Source organism: Streptococcus periodonticum, assembly GCF_003963555.1.
Taxonomy (GTDB): Bacteria; Bacillota; Bacilli; order Lactobacillales; family Streptococcaceae; genus Streptococcus; species Streptococcus anginosus.
This window is the reverse complement of record NZ_CP034543.1, coordinates 1,717,815-1,738,244: the sequence shown is the minus strand read 5'-3', so window position 1 is coordinate 1,738,244 and position 20,430 is coordinate 1,717,815. Positions and strand designations below refer to the sequence as shown.

The window sequence follows — 20,430 nt, the reverse complement described above, 5'->3', positions numbered from 1 at the left end:
TTTATAAAGTATTTGTGTTTCTGATTCAAAAAGGAACAGCATGGCTTACGATACATAAAAGATTACGGAGAAAATTTTATGACCTATCATTTCAAAAATCCCAGCGACGGGATTGTCAAACATTATTTAGAAAATAGTAAGACGATTGCGGTTGTTGGTTTGTCAGATCGTGAAGAAGCAACCAGCCACCGTGTATCCAAGGAGATGCAAGAACGGGGCTATCGGATTGTTCCGGTCAATCCCCGAGCAGCCGGCGGTCAGATTTTAGGAGAAACCGTCTATGCTAGTCTCAAGGACATTCCTTTCTCGGTGGATATTGTTGATGTCTACCGTCGCAGTGAGTTTTTGCCAGATGTGGCGCGTGATTTTCTGCAAGTGAATGCTAAGATTTTCTGGGCACAATTGGGCTTGGAAAATGAAGAAGCCGAGCAAATCCTTCGTGCAGTTGGGCACGATGATATTGTCATGAACCGCTGTATCAAGCAGGAGCATACCCGTCTGATTTTAGGAGGGTAAATGCCAACGTTGGTGATATCAGAGGTAATTCTGGTTCAGGAAAAACGAGTCTGGCAAAGAAATTGCAAGAGTATTATGGACGAAGGACACTTGTCATTTCTCAAGATGTCGTTTGCCGTGACATGCTAAAAGAAAAAGTCGGTCCGGACAATTTGTCAATCTCTTTGACGGCAACCATTGCCCGTTATGGCTATGAGCGAGATTTGTTGGTTATCGTTGAAGGATTTTATGAAACAGACATTTACAGGCAAATGCTAGAAGAACTGCGTGACCTCTTTTATCCAAAAGTTCTATCTTACTATTATGATTTGACTTTTGAAGAGACGGTTCGTCGCCACCAAACTAGGAGCAAGAAAGCAGATTTCAGTCCAGCTGACATGAAACGTTGGTGGAAAGAATGTGATTTCTTAGGTTGGGAAGTAGCAACTTTTACAGATCAAGATTCGCTGGAAGATGCCTTTCAAGAAATTTCTAAAAAAATCAATTTGTTCTAAAAAATTAAGTTTGGTTTAAGCTAACTTGGTTATACTATATTTATCAAATGAAGACCTCCTAACTTTGTTTGATAGAAATCCTAAACTTTTTCATAATAATCTCCCTAATAAAGTCACCCAATTGGTGGCTTTTTGTGTAGAGTTTATGGTATTTCCTGAGGGCGACTTATGTAAAGTGAATTGAAAGCAACTTAAAAGACCTGAACAACTGTCCAAGTCTTTGTGAGGTTAATTTTATTTTTCAGAGTTAGAAAAACTAAGAGAAAATCGGAGGTTGTTCTTTTTCCTTTCTGACAGCTTCATAGAAAAAAGTCTGAGCTGTATAAACGTAGGGATAAACATAAATAGAAGCAATTCCAAAGGTAATGGCACTTAGCAAGTACCAACCGATAAAGGTTAAATCAAGAACAAATCTCTTGCCCTTATAACCTTTCATCATCTGACGACTCGCACGGATTACTTTAAAGGCGCCATCGTAGCTATTGTTTTCCAAGCTGTCACAGAGGATAAATTCCACTTGAGAATAGGCATAGTACTGAGGAAGTGCAATCAGAACGCCTATAATCATCAAGAGAAAACCGATAAGAATGTAGAGCAATAAAGTTCCAATAGTTGTTTGAAGCGCAACGTTTTGTGAAATATCTTGAGAATTGGGGAGGAGTTTAATGATACTAAAACTAGCAAGAATCATCATACCGCTCCCAATCCAGACGAAAATACTCCACAGAAATATCAATACGCGTTTGAGCAAAAGCGTCATGAAAACAGGACCAATTATTTTACTGTCAAAAGTCCGAATGGAATCTGTAAAATGCACCTCTTGTCGTTTTCCACGAATGACTTCCAGTAAGGTCCAAAAGGCAGCAGTTAAAAAGAAAGATACGATAAAACCAATTGCAATTGGAAAAAGAGAACGATTGATCCCGTGGACAACCGTATTTTGGATGCCATATTGTAAGATATTATTGGACAAGGTGTCTGAAGAATAATTGTAAACAACGGAAACAATCGCAGTCACAATTGGCACTAAAAAGAGTGCGTAGATTCCCTTGGTTTGGCGTTGGATACGACGAGCCTCTGCTCGCAATTCACTTAAGTTCATATTTGCCTCCTATATTGAAAAATATTATACCATATTCTTCTAAGAGAAAGAAAAGTTTTTATCTACTTTATCTTTCTTCCTTTTTTTGATAAAATCATACAGGATGTTGTGAGTCAAATGAACTCACACACTGTAAAATGAAGGTCTGGGACTGTTTTTCCCAGTATCGGAGGTAAAAATGTCAGATTCACCGATTCAATATCGTTTGATTAAAAAAGAGAAGCACACAGGTGCTCGTTTGGGAGAAATTATCACGCCGCATGGCACTTTTCCAACTCCCATGTTTATGCCGGTTGGAACCCAGGCGACCGTCAAGACCCAGTCGCCAGAAGAACTCAAAGAAATGGGTTCAGGGATTATTTTATCCAATACCTACCATCTCTGGTTGCGGCCGGGTGATGAGCTGATTGCGCGTGCTGGTGGACTTCATAAATTTATGAACTGGGATCAGGCTATTCTGACAGACAGCGGTGGTTTTCAAGTTTATTCCTTGGCAGACAGCCGTAACATCACCGAAGAAGGGGTGACCTTCAAGAATCACCTGAACGGCGCAAAAATGTTTCTCTCCCCAGAAAAGGCCATTTCTATTCAAAACAATCTAGGCAGTGACATCATGATGTCCTTTGATGAATGCCCGCAGTTCTATCAACCGTACGATTATGTCAAGAAATCCATTGAGCGGACCAGCCGCTGGGCAGAGCGTGGACTCAAAGCGCATCGCCGTCCGCATGACCAGGGTCTCTTTGGGATTGTGCAGGGTGCTGGTTTTGAAGATTTGCGCCGCCAGTCAGCCCATGATTTGGTTAGTATGGATTTTCCAGGATATTCCATTGGTGGTTTAGCTGTAGGTGAATCTCATGAAGAGATGAATGCCGTATTGGACTTTACAACTCCGATGCTGCCTGAAAACAAGCCTCGCTATCTCATGGGAGTTGGAGCGCCAGACAGTCTGATTGACGGGGTAATACGTGGTGTGGATATGTTTGACTGCGTGCTACCAACACGAATTGCTAGAAATGGTACCTGCATGACCAGTGAGGGGCGTTTGGTCGTGAAAAATGCTCAATTTGCAGAGGATTTCACACCGCTCGATCATAACTGTGATTGCTACACCTGCAAAAACTATACGCGCGCTTATCTTCGTCATTTGCTCAAGGCTGATGAAACCTTTGGACTCCGCCTAACCAGCTATCATAATCTCTATTTCCTCATCAATCTGATGAAAAATGTCCGCCAAGCCATTCTAGATGACAATTTGCTTGAATTTCGTGAAGATTTCATCGAGCGCTATGGTTACAATCATTCAAAGAGGAATTTCTAGATGAATCACGGTGAGAAGTCGTTAGTAGAAGTAGTCAAGAATTATTTGCTGGATGGGAAAAAACATACGCTTGCGATTTACGGACACGGTGCTTCTGGAAAATCTACTTTTGCCAAACGTTTAGTAGAAGAACTGGGGCAAGAACGAGTCAATCTACTTGCGGCTGACCCTTATATAATAGACGGGGAATATCGTGACTTGCTGGCGGTTAAAGAATTTCCTGAGCAAAAAGTGACAGCCTGTCTTCCAGTGGCTCATGAATTGAAGAGCTTGGAACGTGATATAAGAGCTTTGCAATCTGGCTGCGATATAGTGACGATTGACTAGCCTTGGGCACCAGGTCAGCGACTTTCAGCGGAAAAACCAATTCTAATTGTGGAAGGCATGTCAGTTGCTTTTCTGCCGAAAGAATTGTTTGATTTGTCCATTTGTTTTTACACCAATACAGCGACGGAATTAGAGCGCCGCTTGGCTCGAGATACAGCCGTTCGAGGTCGCGATGTGCACTGGATTCGGCAAGCGCACACCAGCCGCCGCCAGCAATATGAACACTACTATAAAATGTATCAGGAAGAGGCTGATTTTCTCATCAGCCAGACTGAAGAGGGCTTTAAAATAGATAAAATAAGCAATGGACTTGGGAAATAAAATTCCAGGTCTTTTGGTTTTTTGGGCCTATTTTTTGGTAAAATAGATTTTATAGTAACGTTGCTAAATGCAGCAATTCACAGAATTTTTGGCTTACTTGCCTCAGCAGTGTTCTAGGTTTGCAGGAGTTGGTCGGTCTGCAGCAGTAGTGAACAGGATGTAGGAGAAATATGCGTATCAAATGGTTTTCAATGGTTCGAGTGACAGGCTTATTGCTGGTTCTCTTGTATCACTTTTTTCAAAAGTTATTCCCCGGGGGATTTCTCGGCGTAGATGTCTTTTTCACCTTTTCGGGTTTCCTGATTACAGCGCTCTTGGTTGATGAGTTTTCTCGGAGTAAAAAAATAGAGCTTCTAGCCTTCTTTCGACGGCGTTTTTATCGGATTGTTCCCCCTGTCATTGTCATGGTATTGGTGGTCATGCCCTTTACCTTTTTGATTCGACGGGATTTTGTGGCCGGTATCGGAACGCAGATTGCGGCAGTCATGGGCTTTGTGACCAATTTTTATGAAATGATGACGGGTGGAAGCTACGAGGCCCAGTTTATCCCACATTTATTTGTTCATAACTGGAGTCTGGCTGTAGAGGTTCATTATTATCTACTTTGGGGGCTGGCTGTCTGGTACTTGGCCAAATACTGCAAAACAGCCGGTCAGCTGAGGGGCAGCATCTTTTTGCTGTCTTCGTTGGGCTTGCTTATCAGCTTTCTCAGTATGTTTATTGGCGGCCTTTTAGGACTCAGTTTTTCGGGGCTTTATTTCTCAACATGGACTCACATTTATCCCTTCTTTGTCGGTAGTATTCTAGCGACCCTGACTGGTATCAAACAGACGACAGGCTTGTTAAAGAAAGTGATTCGCTCTTGGCCTTTGCGAGAAGCTTGTCTGGTCTTTGCAGCGGGAGCGGGTCTCTTAGTCGTGATGATGCTTTGGGTCAAGTTTGATTCGCTTTTTACCTATTTATTTGGCTTTCTTTTGGCCAGTTTGTCAGCGGCGGCTATGATATTGGCTACGCGGGTCTTGCATGAGAAGACTCCTGACCTAAAAGAACCGCTGGTTTTAACAGTAATTGCTGATACGAGTTATGGAATCTATCTTTTCCACTGGCCTTTCTACACAATTTTTTCACAACTGATGGGCAATCTGCCTGCGGTGATGTTAACAAGTCTTCTTTCCCTTGCTTTTGCCGGCCTGTCCTTTTATGTTATTGAGCCAATCATTGCTGGGAAAGCCCCTGCTTTTCTCGATTGGGACTTGCATTTTCCGCAGTTGAAAAAGGTCTTGGCAATCAGTTCGGTAGTTTTGTTTCTCATCAGCCTGTTGGCTATCGGACTCGCTCCGAAGATTGGGGCGTTTGAGACAGATATGCTAGTCAATGGCCTTCATCAGGCAGACGCCAAGCTAAATCAGACTAAAAGTCTTGCAGAAAAAGGAGAAGCCAGTAAATACAATATTGCAGACGGTGTGACGATTATTGGCGATTCTGTTACCTTGCGGGCTAGCACCCCGCTCAAGGAAGTTCTGCCAGATGCACAAGTCGATGCCCAAGGCAGTCGCAACACAGCTCAGGCTCGTGAAATTCTGAGCAATAATGCTGCAGCTGGCGGCTTGCTCAAGACCGTCGTGGTAGCAACCGGTGTTAATATTGTCTTTAACTATGAAGAAGAGCTGAATGAGCTGGTCAAGGCTTTACCGAAGGGACACCGGCTTATTCTGGTAACTCCATACGATGGTAACTCAGACAAATATGACAATCCTGTCGCCGAAAAACATGCGCAATATGCCAGAGAGTTAGCCAAGAAATATGCCTACGTTAGTATTGCAGACTGGAACGCTACTGCCAAGCAGCACCCAGAAATCTGGGTGGGTAGTGATAATATCCACTTTGGAGAAGATGCAGACACGATTGCTGCGGGTGGTCGGCTCTATGCGCAGCAAATCCAAAAGGCTGTCGCAAAAGCAGCAGATGGACCTGTAAAGCACAAATAAGTTCCTGAGGCATGGGGGCGTCATCCTTGCGGTTAAAAAATCTATACAAGTCCTTTAACTAAGCCAGTAGGAAACAAACTGACTTTAAGAATGGAAGGGTTAGTTTGTCTTCTTACCAAGTAATTCTACCTACTTTTATATCAAGAAAAAATGATTTGTAAAAATCAAGCCTCATGTTAAATGAGACTTGATTTTTTGTGTTTATCGTTACGACTAATAGGGTTTTCAATTTCCACTTTCTTGATTTTCCATAGGATGATAAAAGATCAATAAGAAAAGGGAACGTTTTCAAATAAAAAATTAAAAAAACTTGCTCAAATGTACGTTTGTCAATGATGTGAGACCAAACGAAAGTTATCAAAAAACTTGATATGGTATTCGAGTCTGGGACAAAAAGATTTTCGTTTTAGAAATTCTTTATTATCTACTATAAATTTAATGAAAAAACTGAAATTAAAACGAACAAAGATGGACTTCGAAACTTTGAAAATCCATCTTTGTTCGTTTTTTATACCTTCTACAAGAGTTTTGTCCCAGACTCGTTTTTCTTATTTCGATAGGTGACATCCAGTTTAAAGTTTGCATAGGCAATCGATTGGATTTGTAGAGATAGCGCTCCATCTGTTTGATGAGATCGTCATAGGAATAAAACTGGAGATGTTTGTAGAATCGTTTATTGTCATTGCGATGGCTTCGTTCTACCTTGCCATTGTGTCGAGGTGTTCGAGGTTTGATACACTTATGCTCAATCCCCAACTCCTCACAAAGAAGGTCAAGCGGATGGGCTTGCTTGGTCTCTCTAAAGTGTGTAAATTCAACACCATTATCTGTTTGCAGGATTTTGGGCTGATAACCAAAATGACGAATAGCCAATTTCAAAAATTGAACTGTAGAATGAGAGCTTTGCTCCTTAAAAGGATAGATAAATCGCTCTCTGGAAGCTTCGTCGATGACAGTATACTGATAGAATTTATCAGGGATAGAGCCGGTGTAACAGTGTTTTGGGACATATTTGACATCCATTTGCCACTTCACTCCGATTTCGGTCGGCGTATGGTAGGGTTTTGGTTTGTAGGTTTTTTTCTTTTCTTTAGGAGCTTTGAAGAAGCCTAATTTTCTCAGGATACGAAAGAGGGAGCAATGATGTCTGTGGTATCCTTTGTTTGTTTTGAGTTTGTAGAAGATTTCAATCAGAGTAGCCTTAGGATTGCGGCGGATACACTGTTTGATCCAATTGATTTCTTCATTGGTGTGACTATTTGGATGAGGGGTCAGAGGGCGATGGGATTTGTCACATAGAGATTCTTTGCTTCCATCAAACCGTTTATTCCAACGCATAAGAGAGGCTTTTGAGATTTTGTATCTCCGACAGATAAAGGCGACAGAGGTACCGTTGCGATAGGTTTTGACAGCGTGATAGCGTGTATCCAAAGTATGTGGCAGGTAGCGGATGTTTTGTGGTATACTATTCATGAGAAGACTCCTTTTTTGATGGTTGTATCAGAACTAATCATATCAAGGTTTCTTCTTTTTTGGTACTCAGGTCTCACATCTATTGTAACGCTACAACCACATACATTTAACTTTTTTGACTTGCTTGTCTTAATTAAATAAACGTGCTACAATATAGTCAGAGTTATATTTATCAAGCTTTCACACTTGTATAAGTATGTAACACAACCAATGATTGAAAGTGTTCAGTGCGTAAGAAAGCGTTAACTTGTTTTAGTTGACTAACAGCATGAGGGGCTCTCGTTTGTTGGGATTTTCTTTTGGACTTCGTTAAATCAGGGTCCTAGAGGGAATAGCATGACTTCCATACATAAATAAATTTCATAAAGAGCTGTTTTATGAAATGTTTTAATATATATATATTAAATTTCGTCCGGAATGTGAAATAAACTTAGAAAAGGAGAGGCAATGAAGAAAAAAGGCAGTATATTTTTAGTTCTGATTCTGCTTATGAACACAATTTTACAAGGAGTGAGTGGTGCTTCTCTTGCCTTCGCACAAGAACAGACCAGCCCGTCTTCTGCTCTAGTAAGTAATCCTGCTGAAACTGCCAAAAAAGAAGACTCGGGAAGTTCTAGTAGTGAAACTCAGAAAAGCACTGTCAACGAGAGTCAGGAAACCCCTAGTAGTTCTAGTCAAGAAAGTAGCAGCTCAACGAGTCAAACAACTTCAGCTACGGCTACATCAGAAGATGATGACGATGCATTACCACCGGGACCTCCTCCTACGCCAACGGCAACAGTTCCAACTGTCACGATAAAGCCAAATGCAAAGACGGCTTATCGTACAGATGAACAGATTACCACTTATGTGGATATTGATGGAACTAGTTTAACCTCAGACATAGAAGGACCTTATCTAGATATTGAAATGCCAACTACTCTGTATCCGGGTGGTAAGGTGCTGAACACAGATGCTTATCTAGATAACTTTACAGTTCCGACCGAAGGTATCCCTCTAATCAAAAGTGCAGAAAAAATAGTGGAAAATGGGAAGACAATTTATCGTATCCGTTTCAATTCCATTACATCAACAACAAAGATTAGCATCCCTTATATTTTTAGCTTTACAGATGGATTAGTTCCGAAAGACTATAAGTTACAACCAAAGGTTACTCTTAAGGATAAGAATGGTGGAGTTCTATACACAGGAAATGATCAGGAGTATACTCCAACTTATCCAAATATGAACCTAACAAAGGTAGTTGCTACTAGTAGCGAAGATGGTCAGCTTCTCTACGGAGGGACAGCTAAGACAGGAGATTCAACTAGGATTTCTGAAACCGGTGCAGAGCCTATACCGTTCAGTTTCACCTATCAAGTGCAGGCAAATTCAGGTCAGCAGCGAATGATGAAAAAAGTCGTCATCAAGGATAAGCTGCCGACTTATATGAATAGCCAAGGTCAGTTAGTTACTGCCAAGTTTGACCAAGCCCTTAATCCTGACTGGACCTACGATAGTAGCACTGGAACGGCAACCTACACAAAGGAATTCTTAGAAAGTGATTTTGATGGGGACTTTCGTCATAATATTGATGTCGGAAAGGCTACTCTGTACCTATCCTTCCCAGATGCTCAATACAAAAATGGTGGGACTAAACCTAATTTTAAGAATGAGGCAGACATTACAGCTACTCCTTTCAATCCGTCGGCAAATGAAGAGTATAAAACTAGTGACGACATAACTTTTAACCTCATTGCAGATGATTTTAGTGGTACAGGGATTCTTGCCAAGAGGACAGAGCATCAGACGGTGCAACATGATAGAGCTGGACTTTATGCACAGCGACTAGACTATACAGTCAAGGTAGAAAACAAGCTATCAAAACCGATGCAAGAGATCACTCTGGTTGAAGATGCCAGCAAGTTTGACTCAAGACTGTATTTCACTAGTGTTGATTCTTTCTTTGAAAGAAAAGGGATAAATGCTAAACCTCTCAATGATAAGATGGAAATCCGCGCCTATAAGAGCGATGGGACTTATGATACTTTTTCTCCAGGACAGCAGATCAATAAGGAGGCACAAGACGAACTAAATGCTGCGGCTGAAAAGATCCGAAACGGAGAATTAACAGAAGCGGACGCACCGGTTGTCACTCCAAAATACACTAAAATAACCATCCACTTCAAAGATTACGCTTTACCAGTTGGGACGATTATTGATGGTTTTGTCCATATGGCTTTCAAAGATCCATATCATGTTCCTTATTCTGCTGCAAAGGATATAAAAAATGTGGTCGGTCTTGAAGCTAAAGTGAAAAACTCTCAAAATCAAGATGTTCCAATTAATACATCCGCTGAATGGAGCAAACAGTTTGTACCATTTGTAGAAAAGATTGGTCTATCAAAGAATACGGATGGACAAACTTCTGGCGTTGAAGGAGAATCACTTTTCTTCTTCTTAAGGTTAGAACTTGAACAACTTTCCAAAGCCCGCTATCTAAAGAATCCAACGCTTGTCGATCTTCTTCCTAAGGGGGTTAGTATTGCACCAGGTGTAGACAAAACAAAAGCAGAAGATATGCTCGAAGCAGTTGGGTTGGCAAATCTGGATATGATTGATAAATTTTCAGTCATTGAAAACTACAATGGTAGTGGTCGCACAGCGGTCAAAATCAAATTAAAATCGGGTCTGGTAAAAGACTTAAATAATGGAAGAGCTTATGCTTTCAAACTAAAGGGATTAAAAATCAATAGTGACATTATCCCTAGTAAGGCAGAGACCCCAACTTTCAATAACACGAATGAACTTTATTTCTACCAAGACAATGGTCAACCGTTCCCGGATGCCATTCATTCCGATTCAAATCAGATTGTGGATGACGAAAGAGATATCAATATGAACGGCGACACTACGGACAAGGTCGTAAAGGCTACTTCAAATGTTATAGGGAATGTAACAGAGAGTCTGCAGAGTGTCAAGACGATCCGTAGCACAGAGCCGCTGGTGGAAGGTGGACCTCAATATTATGGTCGAAGTTTCAATAAAGACGGTATTGAAACAGAGTACAGCGGAATAACTTCCACTTCGGGGCATTTCCAATATGATCTGCAAGTGCGAAATTACTACGATAGAGATCTGACGAGGGTGGAAATTTACGATGTTCTTCCTCACGTTGGAGACAGCGATCGGACGACTGCGGGTGGTGCCGAATCTGCCTTTTCAAACACCTTGACAGGTCCAATTACTGTAAAAGTTGGTGATGAAGATAAGACGGCAGATTTTGATATTTACTATCGAACAGATAAATATCCGACTACGGATGCTGACACAGAGGTAAATAGTTCAAATTGGACAAAGAACCCAAGCGACTACAAAGATGTAACAGCGATCAAGATTGTTTCTAAACCAACAACGGTCATTCATAAGTACACCATTTTGCATGCAATCATGAATATGAAAGCTCCGGCTTATGACAAGGATAATAATATTGGTGGCAAGACGGCTGTTAATACTTTCCAAGTAAAATACAATACCGAACCAAAATTTGGTGAATCCAATGTAGTTACCAACAAAGTCAACAAGCGAATTACCATTCCGGTTGAGAAGAAGTGGCGTGACTCTGAAACAACATATTCTAAAATAACGGCACAGCTTTATGCTACTTGGAAGGAAGACGGTGTTGCAAAAGAAGAGCTTAAGGAAGAAAAAGATCTCTCTGACAGCAATAACTGGAAAGACACCTTTAGTCCGATACCAGATGAAGAATCTGCCGCTAAATTATTACAAAAAGAAGCAGCAGAGAAGAAAATCACCGACTTTAAGTACGTGGTCAGGGAAAAGGAGATTCCGCCTGAATATGATGTCGATTACAGTGGTGACGCTCGGAATGGCTTTGTCATCACCAACACGAGGTATCCGCCAATCAAGATCCAGAAGCTCTGGTATGACAAGGACGGCAATCAGATTACAAATGACCAGCTACCGAAGAAACTAGAGGTTAAGTTGTACCGGACAACGGACGGGCAAACTCAAAATGGAGAGCTTGTTGAGACGATTCAGTTAGAGCGGACTGCAACTGCTCCATATCTCTGGGAATCTACAAAACACTACCCACCTAAGGACAAAACCACCGGTAAGTACTACACCTACTACATTGAAGAGGTTGTTCCAAAGTATTATTTGGAAATCAGTAAGGCGTCTGAAAAGAAAGTAACCTTTACGGATGCAAATGTCGGAGAAACAGCAACCTTGACGGTGAAGAACAAGGTGAACCCGACTTATCCAAATACGGGTGGCTCAGGTATCCTACCATATATTTTGATGGGAACTTTAACATTAACATTGGCAGTAATTTTACATTATATGCAAAAAAATAGAAAGGCTTTTTAGGAGGCAACACAATGAAAAACGTAAAACTATATTTCCTCTCGTTTTTAGCAGCTCTTAGTATCGTGCTTTTAGCATTTGGAGCAGATAAAACTTTTGCGACTACGGAAGCTACATATGACATCGTCTTGACTAAGGTTAAAATGGCGAACTTAACTGATTGGCCAAAACAAACTGGTGCAGATGGTACAGAATATACAGGGCAACAGTTAAACATCCAAAATTATTTTGGTGCAGGTTCAGAGACACTACCAGGCGTTTGGTTTGAAGTTCACAAATATGATGACAGCAAGGCGGACAAAGTCGGTGAACTTGTAGCAGGACAAGAAGGACAAACTGATGCAAATGGTCAAATTACCTTTAAGGATTTACCAGCTGGCAAGTATATGATTGTTGAAAACAAAGAAAAATCAGAATTGTCATCGCAAGAACAACTTGCAGAATCTGCTGCGGTTCCAATGGAAATTGAGTTACCAGTCTTTAAGGCTACAGGTGGATGGTACACAACTGGTACTGACGCTGTCCATGTATATCCCAAGAATACTGTTGACAAACCGAGCATAGATAAAGTTGTAAACGATAACGACAAGCACGACACTGCAAATATTGGTGTAAAGAAGACCTTTAAAGTAACTTCTAAAATGCCTAAGGGAATTGAAGATTATAAAGTCTTGACCTTTACCGATAAGATGTCAGCAGGTTTGACTTATAAAGGCAATCTTGTTGTTAAAAAAGGAAATGATGTAGTTCCTACAACTGACTATGAAACAACTGGAACTTCTCCGGTTGATACAAAGGCTGGTACAATAAGTGTTGCTTTTAAAGAAACATTTATTAAGTCTTTGAAAGCTAATGATGTTATCACTATTACCTATGATACTGTTATCAACGAAGATGCAGTTATGGGTCAAGCTAATAAGAATGATGTTAAAGTTGATTATGGTACAAACCCTAACTTTAAGAAAGAAGAAAAACCAACTGATATCCCTGAACTCCACACGGGTGGTGCTAAGTTTATTAAAAACGATAAAAATAGTACCCCTCTTGCAGGAGCTATCTTTGAGTTGCAAGATTCATCTGGTCAACAAATCAAATGGACAGAAGACTTAATTAAAGCAAATAAAGATGCCATTGCCGCTGGTAAATTCTCTACTAGTGATACAACGGTTACAGCGACTAGCTCTACAGTGCAACCAACAGCAGGTCAACCAATCTACTTGCTATCAGCAACTGATGGAACATTTGAAATCAAAGGTCTTGCCTATGGTACTGCTGGGAAAGCACACGATGACACTTCTGCTACGACAGAATACCAAATCAAAGAAACCAAAGCACCAGATGGTTATGCTTTGTTACAACAAGTAATTGGGTTTATCGTTTCACATGATAGCTATTCAAATGCTAACAAAATTGTTGAAGTTGTCAACAACAAGGTAACAATCCCACAAACGGGTGGTATTGGTTCAGCGCTCGTGATTGCAGCCGGTGTCTTGGTTGTCGGTTTAGGTTTCATTGCGAAACGTCGTTCAGCTAAGTAATAAAATGAAGAAGTAAGGACAATCCTTACCTCTTCACTAGGGTATTTAAAACAGTTAAATATCCTAGTGAAGAGTACAAGTACTATGTTATAGGAGGATACTATGACAAGAAAAAGAATATTGAGCAGTCTGCTATCCATACTTACGGCCTTTGTTATTTTGGTAACTTTGCGGCCATTTACAACCGTCTCATCTCAAGAAAATCAAGCGTCGTCAGATGCAACCTACGATATTATTTTAACCTTAGTTAAGCTAAAAGATTTGAATGGTTGGCCTAAAGGTGGAGGAAAAGATAGTTATTCTGGGCAACCTTTAGACATTGAGAGTTATTTTGGTAGTGAGGCTTCAACCATTGATGGCGTTGCTTTTGACATCCACAAGGATAAGGCAGACGGAGAGCTTGTTCAAACAATGATAACTGAAAATGGCGGTCGACTCACCTTTAGTGGTTTGAAGGCTGGAAAATACTATATCGTCGTTAATAAAGAAAAATCAAAGCTAGCAGGAAATCAGATATTGGGTGATGCGACACCAGTTCCATTAGAAGTGGAATTGCCTGTGACCAAACCCGACGGCAGCTATTTTACGGTAGGAAATGATGCTGTCCATGTCTATCCCAAGCAGGTTTTAAAACAGAGAGAAGACAAGACGAGTTTTAAAGTTCGGAAAGAATGGAAAGGTAAAAAGTTAAACAGTATCACTGTTCGTCTCAAACAAAATGGGCAAGTCATTGATGAAATTGAGCTGAGTGACAGCAATAACTGGGAACATACCTTTATGAATTTGGAAAAAGCAGATGCGACAGGGAAAGACTACACCTACACAGCTGAAGAAGATGTTCCTAATGGCTATACAGCGACTTATAAAAACATGTCAGATAAAACTGGCACGGTGATTACCAATACTCTGGTGCCACCTACCTCGCCAAGGACACCAATCATCAAAACGGGAACCTTAGCCATTTATTGGTTTTTAGGAATTGCCATTGTTTTAATCGGACTAGGATATAAGTTTTATAAAAGCGAGAAAAAACACTGATGAATCAGTGTTTTTTTATGATATTCCATAGTCGCTTGGTGAAAAAGAGAAAAATCGCTGTTCCGACAATCACAATCAAATAAGGGGCAAGCCTTTGTAATTTGAAACCAAGTTTGATATGTTGGTTGCTAACAAAGGAAATCAAGGGATTAGCAGATACGTTTTGCTTTTTTTCGCTATCTGAAACAATCCTTTTTGCATTGACAAGCAGACGTTTGTCATAGCTTGGTTCGTTTACACAGGTCATAAGCGTGACCATATCCTCGTTTTCAATCGGTTTGAGTTTTTCGCTTTCGTATTCATCGATGACCTCGCTATCGGTCACTTCGTATTCTAGATTTTTCCCAAGAATGTCGAAATAAATTCTATCTCCCTTTTTGAGGAAGGGGAGGAAGTAGAAAGACATGCCATTATAATTAATTCTATGTCCTGCAATAATCGGTCGCTGTCCTTTTATACCCAAGGGGGCAGATGTTCCGACGAGGGTCGCTACTCCCTTTAGGAGTTTATCATAGTCGGCGTCAAGATAGAGGTCGAAATGTTGTCCTAAAGCAGGAATGCTCATGCGTCCCGCAACTTGATTGGTATCTAGCAGATCTGAGTAGGGCGTTTTTTGCATGGGATCAGTATCTTTTTTTGTTAGGAAAATATCTTGGATAGCTCCGGTGACGGTGGTTTGTTCCACAGCTGCTCGTTGTTTTTGGAATGTTTTTTCGCTAGTCTGCTGATAGGTGCGCTGAGCATTGGATTGCCAAATGTCTTCTTTAATCATGGATAAAAAAGGAAAGAGGAAGAGCGCAATTCCAATTAACAGGAGACTCAGCCCAAGTAATTGTTTTTTCTTTTTCATGAAAGTGATGTTTCTTTTCCTTTCTTTCTTAACATTTTAAAGAGTAGATAGCCTAAGAGTAGGAGGATGAGTCCGGCAGCAAGAAGGATAAAGCATTTATATTGGGCAAAAAAGTCGATCTTTGTTTTTTTCTTCTTTTCAGCTTCGCGGAAAGGAATGCGCTTGCCTTGAACGAGTAGGCGATGAGAATTAATCATATAAGGCGTGCAAGTCAAAAGAGTGGCACGATCCTCGCCTTCTTTAACCAGTATTGGTTTGAAATCAGTGGGCTCAACAGTTAAAATCTTATCTACCTGATAAGCCAAGGTTTCCTTGATATTGGTGATGTAAAAGACATCTCCGACCTTTACCTTATCCAAGTCGGTGAAAAGTCTGGCTGTGGGAAGTCCTCTGTGGGCGGTGATGACCGTATGGGTGCTAACTCCACCGACGGGTAGGCTGGTTCCTTCTAAGTGTCCTGCCCCGTTTTGCAAGACATTCTCAGATGACCCTGCCCGAATGGGAATTTTTTGATTGATAGAAGGAATCGTGACATAGCCAATTTTTTCTTGCAGTTGCAACATGCGAGCATATTCGGCTACGCCTTCCTCTTTTTTTCTACTTGAGAAAGGGTCTCCTATTTTTTCTGGGGACAAGGTGCTGTTATAGGCTTTGGCGAGTTCAATACGATTTTCAACATCTTGGTCAGCTAATTTACCTTTCTCGTCATCAAATTGCTTTGTCTCTTGCATAGTCACATATTGGTAATAAATCTGACTGACAAAGGGATAACAGATCATCAAACAACCCAGAATGGTAAGTATTTTATAGGTTAGTTGTAGCCATTTTTTGTTTTTCTTTTTTTTTGTCATGATAGATCTTTCTATGCTTTTTTCGATTTCCACTTATTCCAAGCCAAAATAATGAAAATGAGAAATAGAATTGCGAAAACGACTAGATAAAGCGGTGGAATAGAAATATGACTAATCGGATTTTTTACTTTTTCTTCACTTGGTTTGTAAGGGATCCGGTGGCCCCGCACAAGTAAACGGTGCGAATTGATCATATAAGGAGTACAAGTCAGCAAAGTCACGTAGTCTTTGTCAGGTACAATATTTAGAGAGTCAAACTGGGTCGGCTCGATCACCGTTATGGAATCAACCTCGTAGGCAAGTGTTTCAGCGATATTTTGAATGAAAAATTTATCGCCCACCTTCATTTTATCCAAGTCGGTAAAAAGGCGATTGTTGGGCAAACCCGTGTGGGCAGTTAGAACAGTGTGAGTGTTCTGACCGCCAATCGGCAAACTGGTTCCTTCAAGGTGTCCCACCCCTTTTTGTAAAACTTCTTCGCTTGAACCGGCATAAATTGGCAGGTCAACATCAATTTTAGGAATGGAGATTCTACCTATTTTTTCATGAACAGTCAGCATTCGAGCATATTCTGCCTGCCCCTTAGCGTTTTCTTCTTTGGTATAGGGATCTGTTATTGCCAAATTTTGCAAAGAGCGGTTGTAAGCAGTAGCTAGTTTTATTCGTTCCGCCACGTCTTCAGAAGTTAATTTTTGTGCAGATGAGTCAAAGTCCTTAACCTCTTGTTTGGTTTGGTAATTGTAATAAATTTGGCTAATAACAGGGTAGCTGATAATGAGGATACCGGCTATAATCGTTAAGTTTGTTAATAAATTAAAAAATTTTTTCATCATATTCCTTTGTTGTTAGCAATTATTTTTGTCGCTGGTAAGACTATTATATTTTTATCTATCTAATCATTATATCATAATTGGCAGCTATATTTGCTGATTCGTTCCTAAAAAAATCCTAGCCCCAATTTCTGCCTCCTTTTTCAAAAAATGCTATACTGGTCATAAGGAAATAAGTGAGGTATTTTATGTACGAATTTCAAAATCCTAGTGATTACATGATTCAGACCTATTTGGAGACGAGCAAAGTGATTGCAGTTGTCGGACTTTCTGACCGCGAGGAAACGACTAGCAATCGTATTTCAAAGATCATGCAGGGACTGGGTTATCAGATCATTCCGGTCAATCCTAAGTTAGCGGGTCAAAAGATTTTGGGCGAGACGGCTTATGCGCGTTTGCAGGATATTCCTATTTCCGTGGATATTGTCAATGTCTTTCGGCGAAGCGAATTTTTGCCGGATGTGGCGCGTGATTTTATTGAGACGGATGCCAATATTTTTTGGGCGCAGCTGGGACTTCAAAGTCAAGAAGCGGAAGAAATTTTGCGGGCGGCAGGTCGCAATCATATCGTCATGAACCGTTGTATCAAGCGCGAGTACAATCGTTTGGTGAAGGAGATTGACTAATGGCGCAACTAGTCATCATTCGGGGTAATTCCGGCTCTGGGAAAACCAGCCTAGCTAAAAAATTACAAAATCATTTTGGTCGTGGGACGCTTGTGATTTCACAAGACCTTGTCCGGCGTGAGATGCTCAAGGAAAAGGTGGAACCAGATAACTTATCTATTTTTCTAACAGAAACGATTGCTCATTATGGTCATGAGCATGATTTGCTGGTAATTGTTGAAGGTTTTTATGAAACGGATATTTATGGTGACATGCTGGAGCGCTTGCGGCAGCTTTTTGATAACAAGGTTTTCGCTTATTACTACGATTTGACTTTTAAAGAAACAGTTCGTCGACATGCGACACGTTCAAAAGTAGCTGAATTTAGTCCTGCTGATATGAAGTGTTGGTGGCTTGACAAAGACGTTCTCGGTTGGCAAGAGGAAATCCTTTTTACAGGTGATGTGACTGAGAACTATTTTGTCTCAGACTCTTTTTCTTTAAATTACCAATTTTTTAAGAAAAATTAAAAAATCTTCCCAAATCCCTTGCAATGTTGCCGCGCGTGTGGTATCATACTATGGTGCTGTGTAAAACAGTCTTTAGCTTTGATGCAAGAGGTTGCGACACGCTCGGTTGCATTGCCACGCAACCACCTGTCGGTTTTCTTGTGGAGCTAGCCTATTATCTTAAATAGACGAAAAGGAGAAAAAGATGGCAAACAAAAAAATCCGTATCCGTTTGAAAGCGTACGAACACCGTACACTTGATACAGCGGCTGCAAAAATCGTAGAAACTGCTACTCGTACAGGTGCAGAAGTTGCAGGACCAATCCCACTTCCAACTGAGCGTAGCCTCTACACAATCATTCGTGCGACTCACAAATACAAAGATTCTCGCGAACAATTTGAAATGCGTACACACAAACGTTTGATTGATATCATCAACCCAACTCAAAAAACAGTTGATGCTTTGATGAAGTTGGATCTTCCAAGTGGTGTGAACGTGGAAATCAAACTTTAATCAGATGCAAGATAAAAGTATTCGGATTTAACTGAATACGGGCTAAGAACTCTGCAAAAAAGATAAACTTCCTAGTGTTCGTCGAACACTGCGTCAGTTTCCTATTTTTGCCAGACTCTCTTAACGCCCTTAATATCTTAATCTTGAGCATAAAAAACGCTCGTTAAAAACTTTTTGAAAAAATATAGAAAAGGAAACATTTTCTCATGACAAAAGGAATCTTAGGGAAAAAAGTGGGAATGACTCAAATCTTCACTGAAGCTGGCGAATTGATCCCTGTAACTGTTGTTGAAGCAACACCAAACGTGGTTCTTCAAGTAAAAACAGTTGAAACAGATGGTTATAACGCTGTTCAAGTCGGTTTTGACGATCTTCGTGATGTATTGAGCAACAAACCTGCTAAAGGACATGTAGCGAAAGCTAACACGGCTCCTAAGCGCTTCATTCGTGAATTCAAAAACATTGAAGGCTTAGAGGTCGGTGCAGAAATCACAGTGGATACATTCGAAGCTGGCGATGTTGTTGATGTAACAGGAACTTCAAAAGGTAAAGGTTTCCAAGGTGTTATCAAACGCCACGGTCAATCACGTGGTCCAATGGCTCACGGTTCTCGTTATCACCGTCGTCCTGGTTCTATGGGACCAGTTGCGCCTAACCGTGTTTTCAAAAACAAACACTTGGCAGGACGCATGGGTGGCAACCGTGTAACGATTCAAAATCTTGAAATCGCACAAGTTGTTCCAGAGAAAAACGTTATCCTCATCAAAGGTAACGTGCCTGGTGCTAAGAAATCTCTTATCACTATCAAGTCAGCAGTTAAAGCTGGTAAATAATAAAGAAAGGGGAAATCAGTCACAATGGCAAACGTAAAATTATTTGACCAAACTGGTAAAGAAGCTGGTGAAGTAGTTCTTAACGATGCAGTATTTGGTATTGAGCCAAATGAATCAGTTGTCTTTGACGTTGTTATCAGTCAACGTGCAAGCCTTCGTCAAGGAACTCACGCTGTTAAAAACCGCTCTGCAGTATCAGGTGGCGGACGCAAACCATGGCGTCAAAAAGGAACTGGACGTGCGCGTCAAGGTTCTATCCGCTCTCCACAATGGCGTGGTGGTGGTACCGTATTTGGTCCAACTCCTCGTTCATACGCCTACAAACTTCCACAAAAAGTTCGTAGATTGGCACTTAAATCAGTTTATTCTGAAAAAGTTGCTGAGGACAAATTCGTAGCTGTAGACAGCCTTTCATTTACAGCTCCAAAGACTGCTGAGTTTGCGAAAGTACTTGCTGCACTTAGCATTGATTCAAAAGTACTTGTAATTCTTGAAGAAGGAAACGAATTTGCTGCACTTTCAGCACGTAACCTTCCAAATGTGAAAGTTGCAACAGCAACAACTGCAAGTGTTCTTGATATCGTAAATAGCGACAAACTTCTTGTTACTAAAGAAGCTATCTCTACAATCGAGGAGGTTCTTGCATAATGAATTTGTATGACGTAATCAAAAAGCCTATCATCACAGAAAGCACAATGGCTCTTCTTGAAGAAGGCAAATACGTATTTGAAGTGGACACTCGCGCTCATAAACTTTTGATCAAACAAGCGGTTGAAGCTGCTTTTGACGGAGTGAAGGTTGCAAATGTGAACACAATCAATGTAAAACCAAAATCAAAACGTGTAGGGCGTTATACTGGTTTTACAAATAAAACTAAAAAAGCTATCATCACTCTTACAGCTGATTCTAAAGCAATCGAGTTGTTCGGTGCTGAAGCAGAATAATCTAAGGA

Annotated in this window: 17 protein-coding genes and 2 pseudogenes; 14 read left to right on the top strand and 5 right to left on the bottom strand. The window is 40.7% G+C overall.

Annotation, left to right across the window (positions count from 1 at the left end):
• Positions 1–78: 78 nt before the first annotated feature.
• The gene (locus tag EHW89_RS08505; RefSeq protein WP_126467837.1) at positions 79–516 is read left to right on the top strand and encodes a CoA-binding protein; all 438 of its coding nucleotides are present in this window, start codon (positions 79–81) and stop codon (positions 514–516) included.
• A gap of 17 nt (positions 517–533) precedes the next feature.
• Complete coding sequence (locus EHW89_RS08500; RefSeq protein WP_126467835.1) at positions 534–1,010, top strand: kinase; 477 nt, start codon at positions 534–536, stop codon at positions 1,008–1,010.
• Positions 1,011–1,266: 256 nt separating this feature from the next.
• On the opposite strand, the gene EHW89_RS08495 is transcribed toward EHW89_RS08500, so the two are convergent.
• Complete coding sequence (locus EHW89_RS08495) at positions 1,267–2,112, bottom strand: DUF975 family protein (RefSeq protein WP_126467833.1); 846 nt, start codon at positions 2,110–2,112, stop codon at positions 1,267–1,269.
• Between the two features lie 178 nt (positions 2,113–2,290).
• Between EHW89_RS08495 and tgt the strand changes: the two genes are divergently transcribed.
• The 3 genes and pseudogenes from tgt (at position 2,291) to EHW89_RS08480 (ending at position 6,069) form a co-directional block, all read left to right on the top strand.
• On the top strand, positions 2,291–3,433 hold the full coding sequence (tgt, locus tag EHW89_RS08490) for a tRNA guanosine(34) transglycosylase Tgt (RefSeq protein WP_003026563.1): 1,143 nt from the start codon (positions 2,291–2,293) through the stop codon (positions 3,431–3,433).
• Positions 3,434–4,081, top strand: a pseudogene (locus EHW89_RS08485) (uridine kinase family protein).
• A gap of 170 nt (positions 4,082–4,251) precedes the next feature.
• Positions 4,252–6,069, top strand: coding sequence for an acyltransferase family protein (locus EHW89_RS08480; protein ID WP_126467831.1), 1,818 nt, complete (start codon positions 4,252–4,254; stop codon positions 6,067–6,069).
• A gap of 522 nt (positions 6,070–6,591) precedes the next feature.
• Here the strand turns inward: EHW89_RS08480 and EHW89_RS08475 are convergent.
• Positions 6,592–7,542: pseudogene (locus tag EHW89_RS08475) on the bottom strand (DDE-type integrase/transposase/recombinase); the annotation flags it as partial.
• A 447-nt stretch (positions 7,543–7,989) separates the two neighbouring features.
• On the opposite strand from EHW89_RS08475, the gene EHW89_RS08470 reads away from it, so the two are divergent.
• The 3 genes from EHW89_RS08470 (at position 7,990) to EHW89_RS08460 (ending at position 14,486) form a co-directional block, all read left to right on the top strand.
• On the top strand, positions 7,990–11,913 hold the full coding sequence (locus EHW89_RS08470) for a Cna B-type domain-containing protein (protein ID WP_126467829.1): 3,924 nt from the start codon (positions 7,990–7,992) through the stop codon (positions 11,911–11,913).
• A gap of 11 nt (positions 11,914–11,924) precedes the next feature.
• On the top strand, positions 11,925–13,448 hold the full coding sequence (locus tag EHW89_RS08465; RefSeq protein WP_037617796.1) for a SpaH/EbpB family LPXTG-anchored major pilin: 1,524 nt from the start codon (positions 11,925–11,927) through the stop codon (positions 13,446–13,448).
• A 102-nt stretch (positions 13,449–13,550) separates the two neighbouring features.
• Positions 13,551–14,486 carry a Cna B-type domain-containing protein gene (locus EHW89_RS08460; RefSeq protein ID WP_126467827.1) on the top strand — a complete coding sequence of 312 codons (936 nt, stop codon included), beginning with the start codon at positions 13,551–13,553 and terminating at the stop codon, positions 14,484–14,486.
• 4 nt (positions 14,487–14,490) lie between these two features.
• On the opposite strand, the gene EHW89_RS08455 is transcribed toward EHW89_RS08460, so the two are convergent.
• The 3 genes from EHW89_RS08455 to EHW89_RS08445 are packed head-to-tail and all read right to left on the bottom strand — an operon-like array spanning position 14,491 to position 17,017.
• A complete protein-coding gene (locus EHW89_RS08455) occupies positions 14,491–15,336 on the bottom strand; it encodes a class C sortase (protein ID WP_126467825.1) in 846 nt (281 codons plus the stop codon).
• Complete coding sequence (locus EHW89_RS08450) at positions 15,333–16,187, bottom strand: class C sortase (protein WP_037617789.1); 855 nt, start codon at positions 16,185–16,187, stop codon at positions 15,333–15,335. Before EHW89_RS08450 ends, EHW89_RS08455 begins: the two co-directional genes overlap by 4 nt.
• An 11-nt stretch (positions 16,188–16,198) precedes the next feature.
• Entirely contained in the window at positions 16,199–17,017 is an 819-nt protein-coding gene (locus EHW89_RS08445; RefSeq protein WP_037617787.1) for a class C sortase, read from the bottom strand.
• A 188-nt stretch (positions 17,018–17,205) separates the two neighbouring features.
• On the opposite strand from EHW89_RS08445, the gene EHW89_RS08440 reads away from it, so the two are divergent.
• From EHW89_RS08440 to EHW89_RS08415, 6 genes are all read left to right on the top strand, one after another.
• Positions 17,206–17,643: a CoA-binding protein gene (locus tag EHW89_RS08440; RefSeq protein WP_037617785.1), complete on the top strand. Its 438-nt coding sequence runs from the start codon at positions 17,206–17,208 to the stop codon at positions 17,641–17,643.
• A complete protein-coding gene (locus EHW89_RS08435) occupies positions 17,643–18,152 on the top strand; it encodes a kinase (protein WP_037617783.1) in 510 nt (169 codons plus the stop codon). Before EHW89_RS08440 ends, EHW89_RS08435 begins: the two co-directional genes overlap by 1 nt.
• A 184-nt stretch (positions 18,153–18,336) precedes the next feature.
• Positions 18,337–18,645, top strand: coding sequence for a 30S ribosomal protein S10 (gene rpsJ / locus EHW89_RS08430; protein WP_002894478.1), 309 nt, complete (start codon positions 18,337–18,339; stop codon positions 18,643–18,645).
• Between the two features lie 206 nt (positions 18,646–18,851).
• A complete protein-coding gene (gene rplC, locus EHW89_RS08425) occupies positions 18,852–19,478 on the top strand; it encodes a 50S ribosomal protein L3 (protein ID WP_003026558.1) in 627 nt (208 codons plus the stop codon).
• A 24-nt stretch (positions 19,479–19,502) separates the two neighbouring features.
• A complete protein-coding gene (rplD, locus tag EHW89_RS08420) occupies positions 19,503–20,126 on the top strand; it encodes a 50S ribosomal protein L4 (RefSeq protein ID WP_037598474.1) in 624 nt (207 codons plus the stop codon).
• Entirely contained in the window at positions 20,126–20,422 is a 297-nt protein-coding gene (locus EHW89_RS08415) for a 50S ribosomal protein L23 (protein ID WP_126407967.1), read from the top strand. The genes rplD and EHW89_RS08415 overlap by 1 nt, the downstream gene beginning before the upstream one ends.
• Positions 20,423–20,430 lie beyond the last annotated feature (8 nt).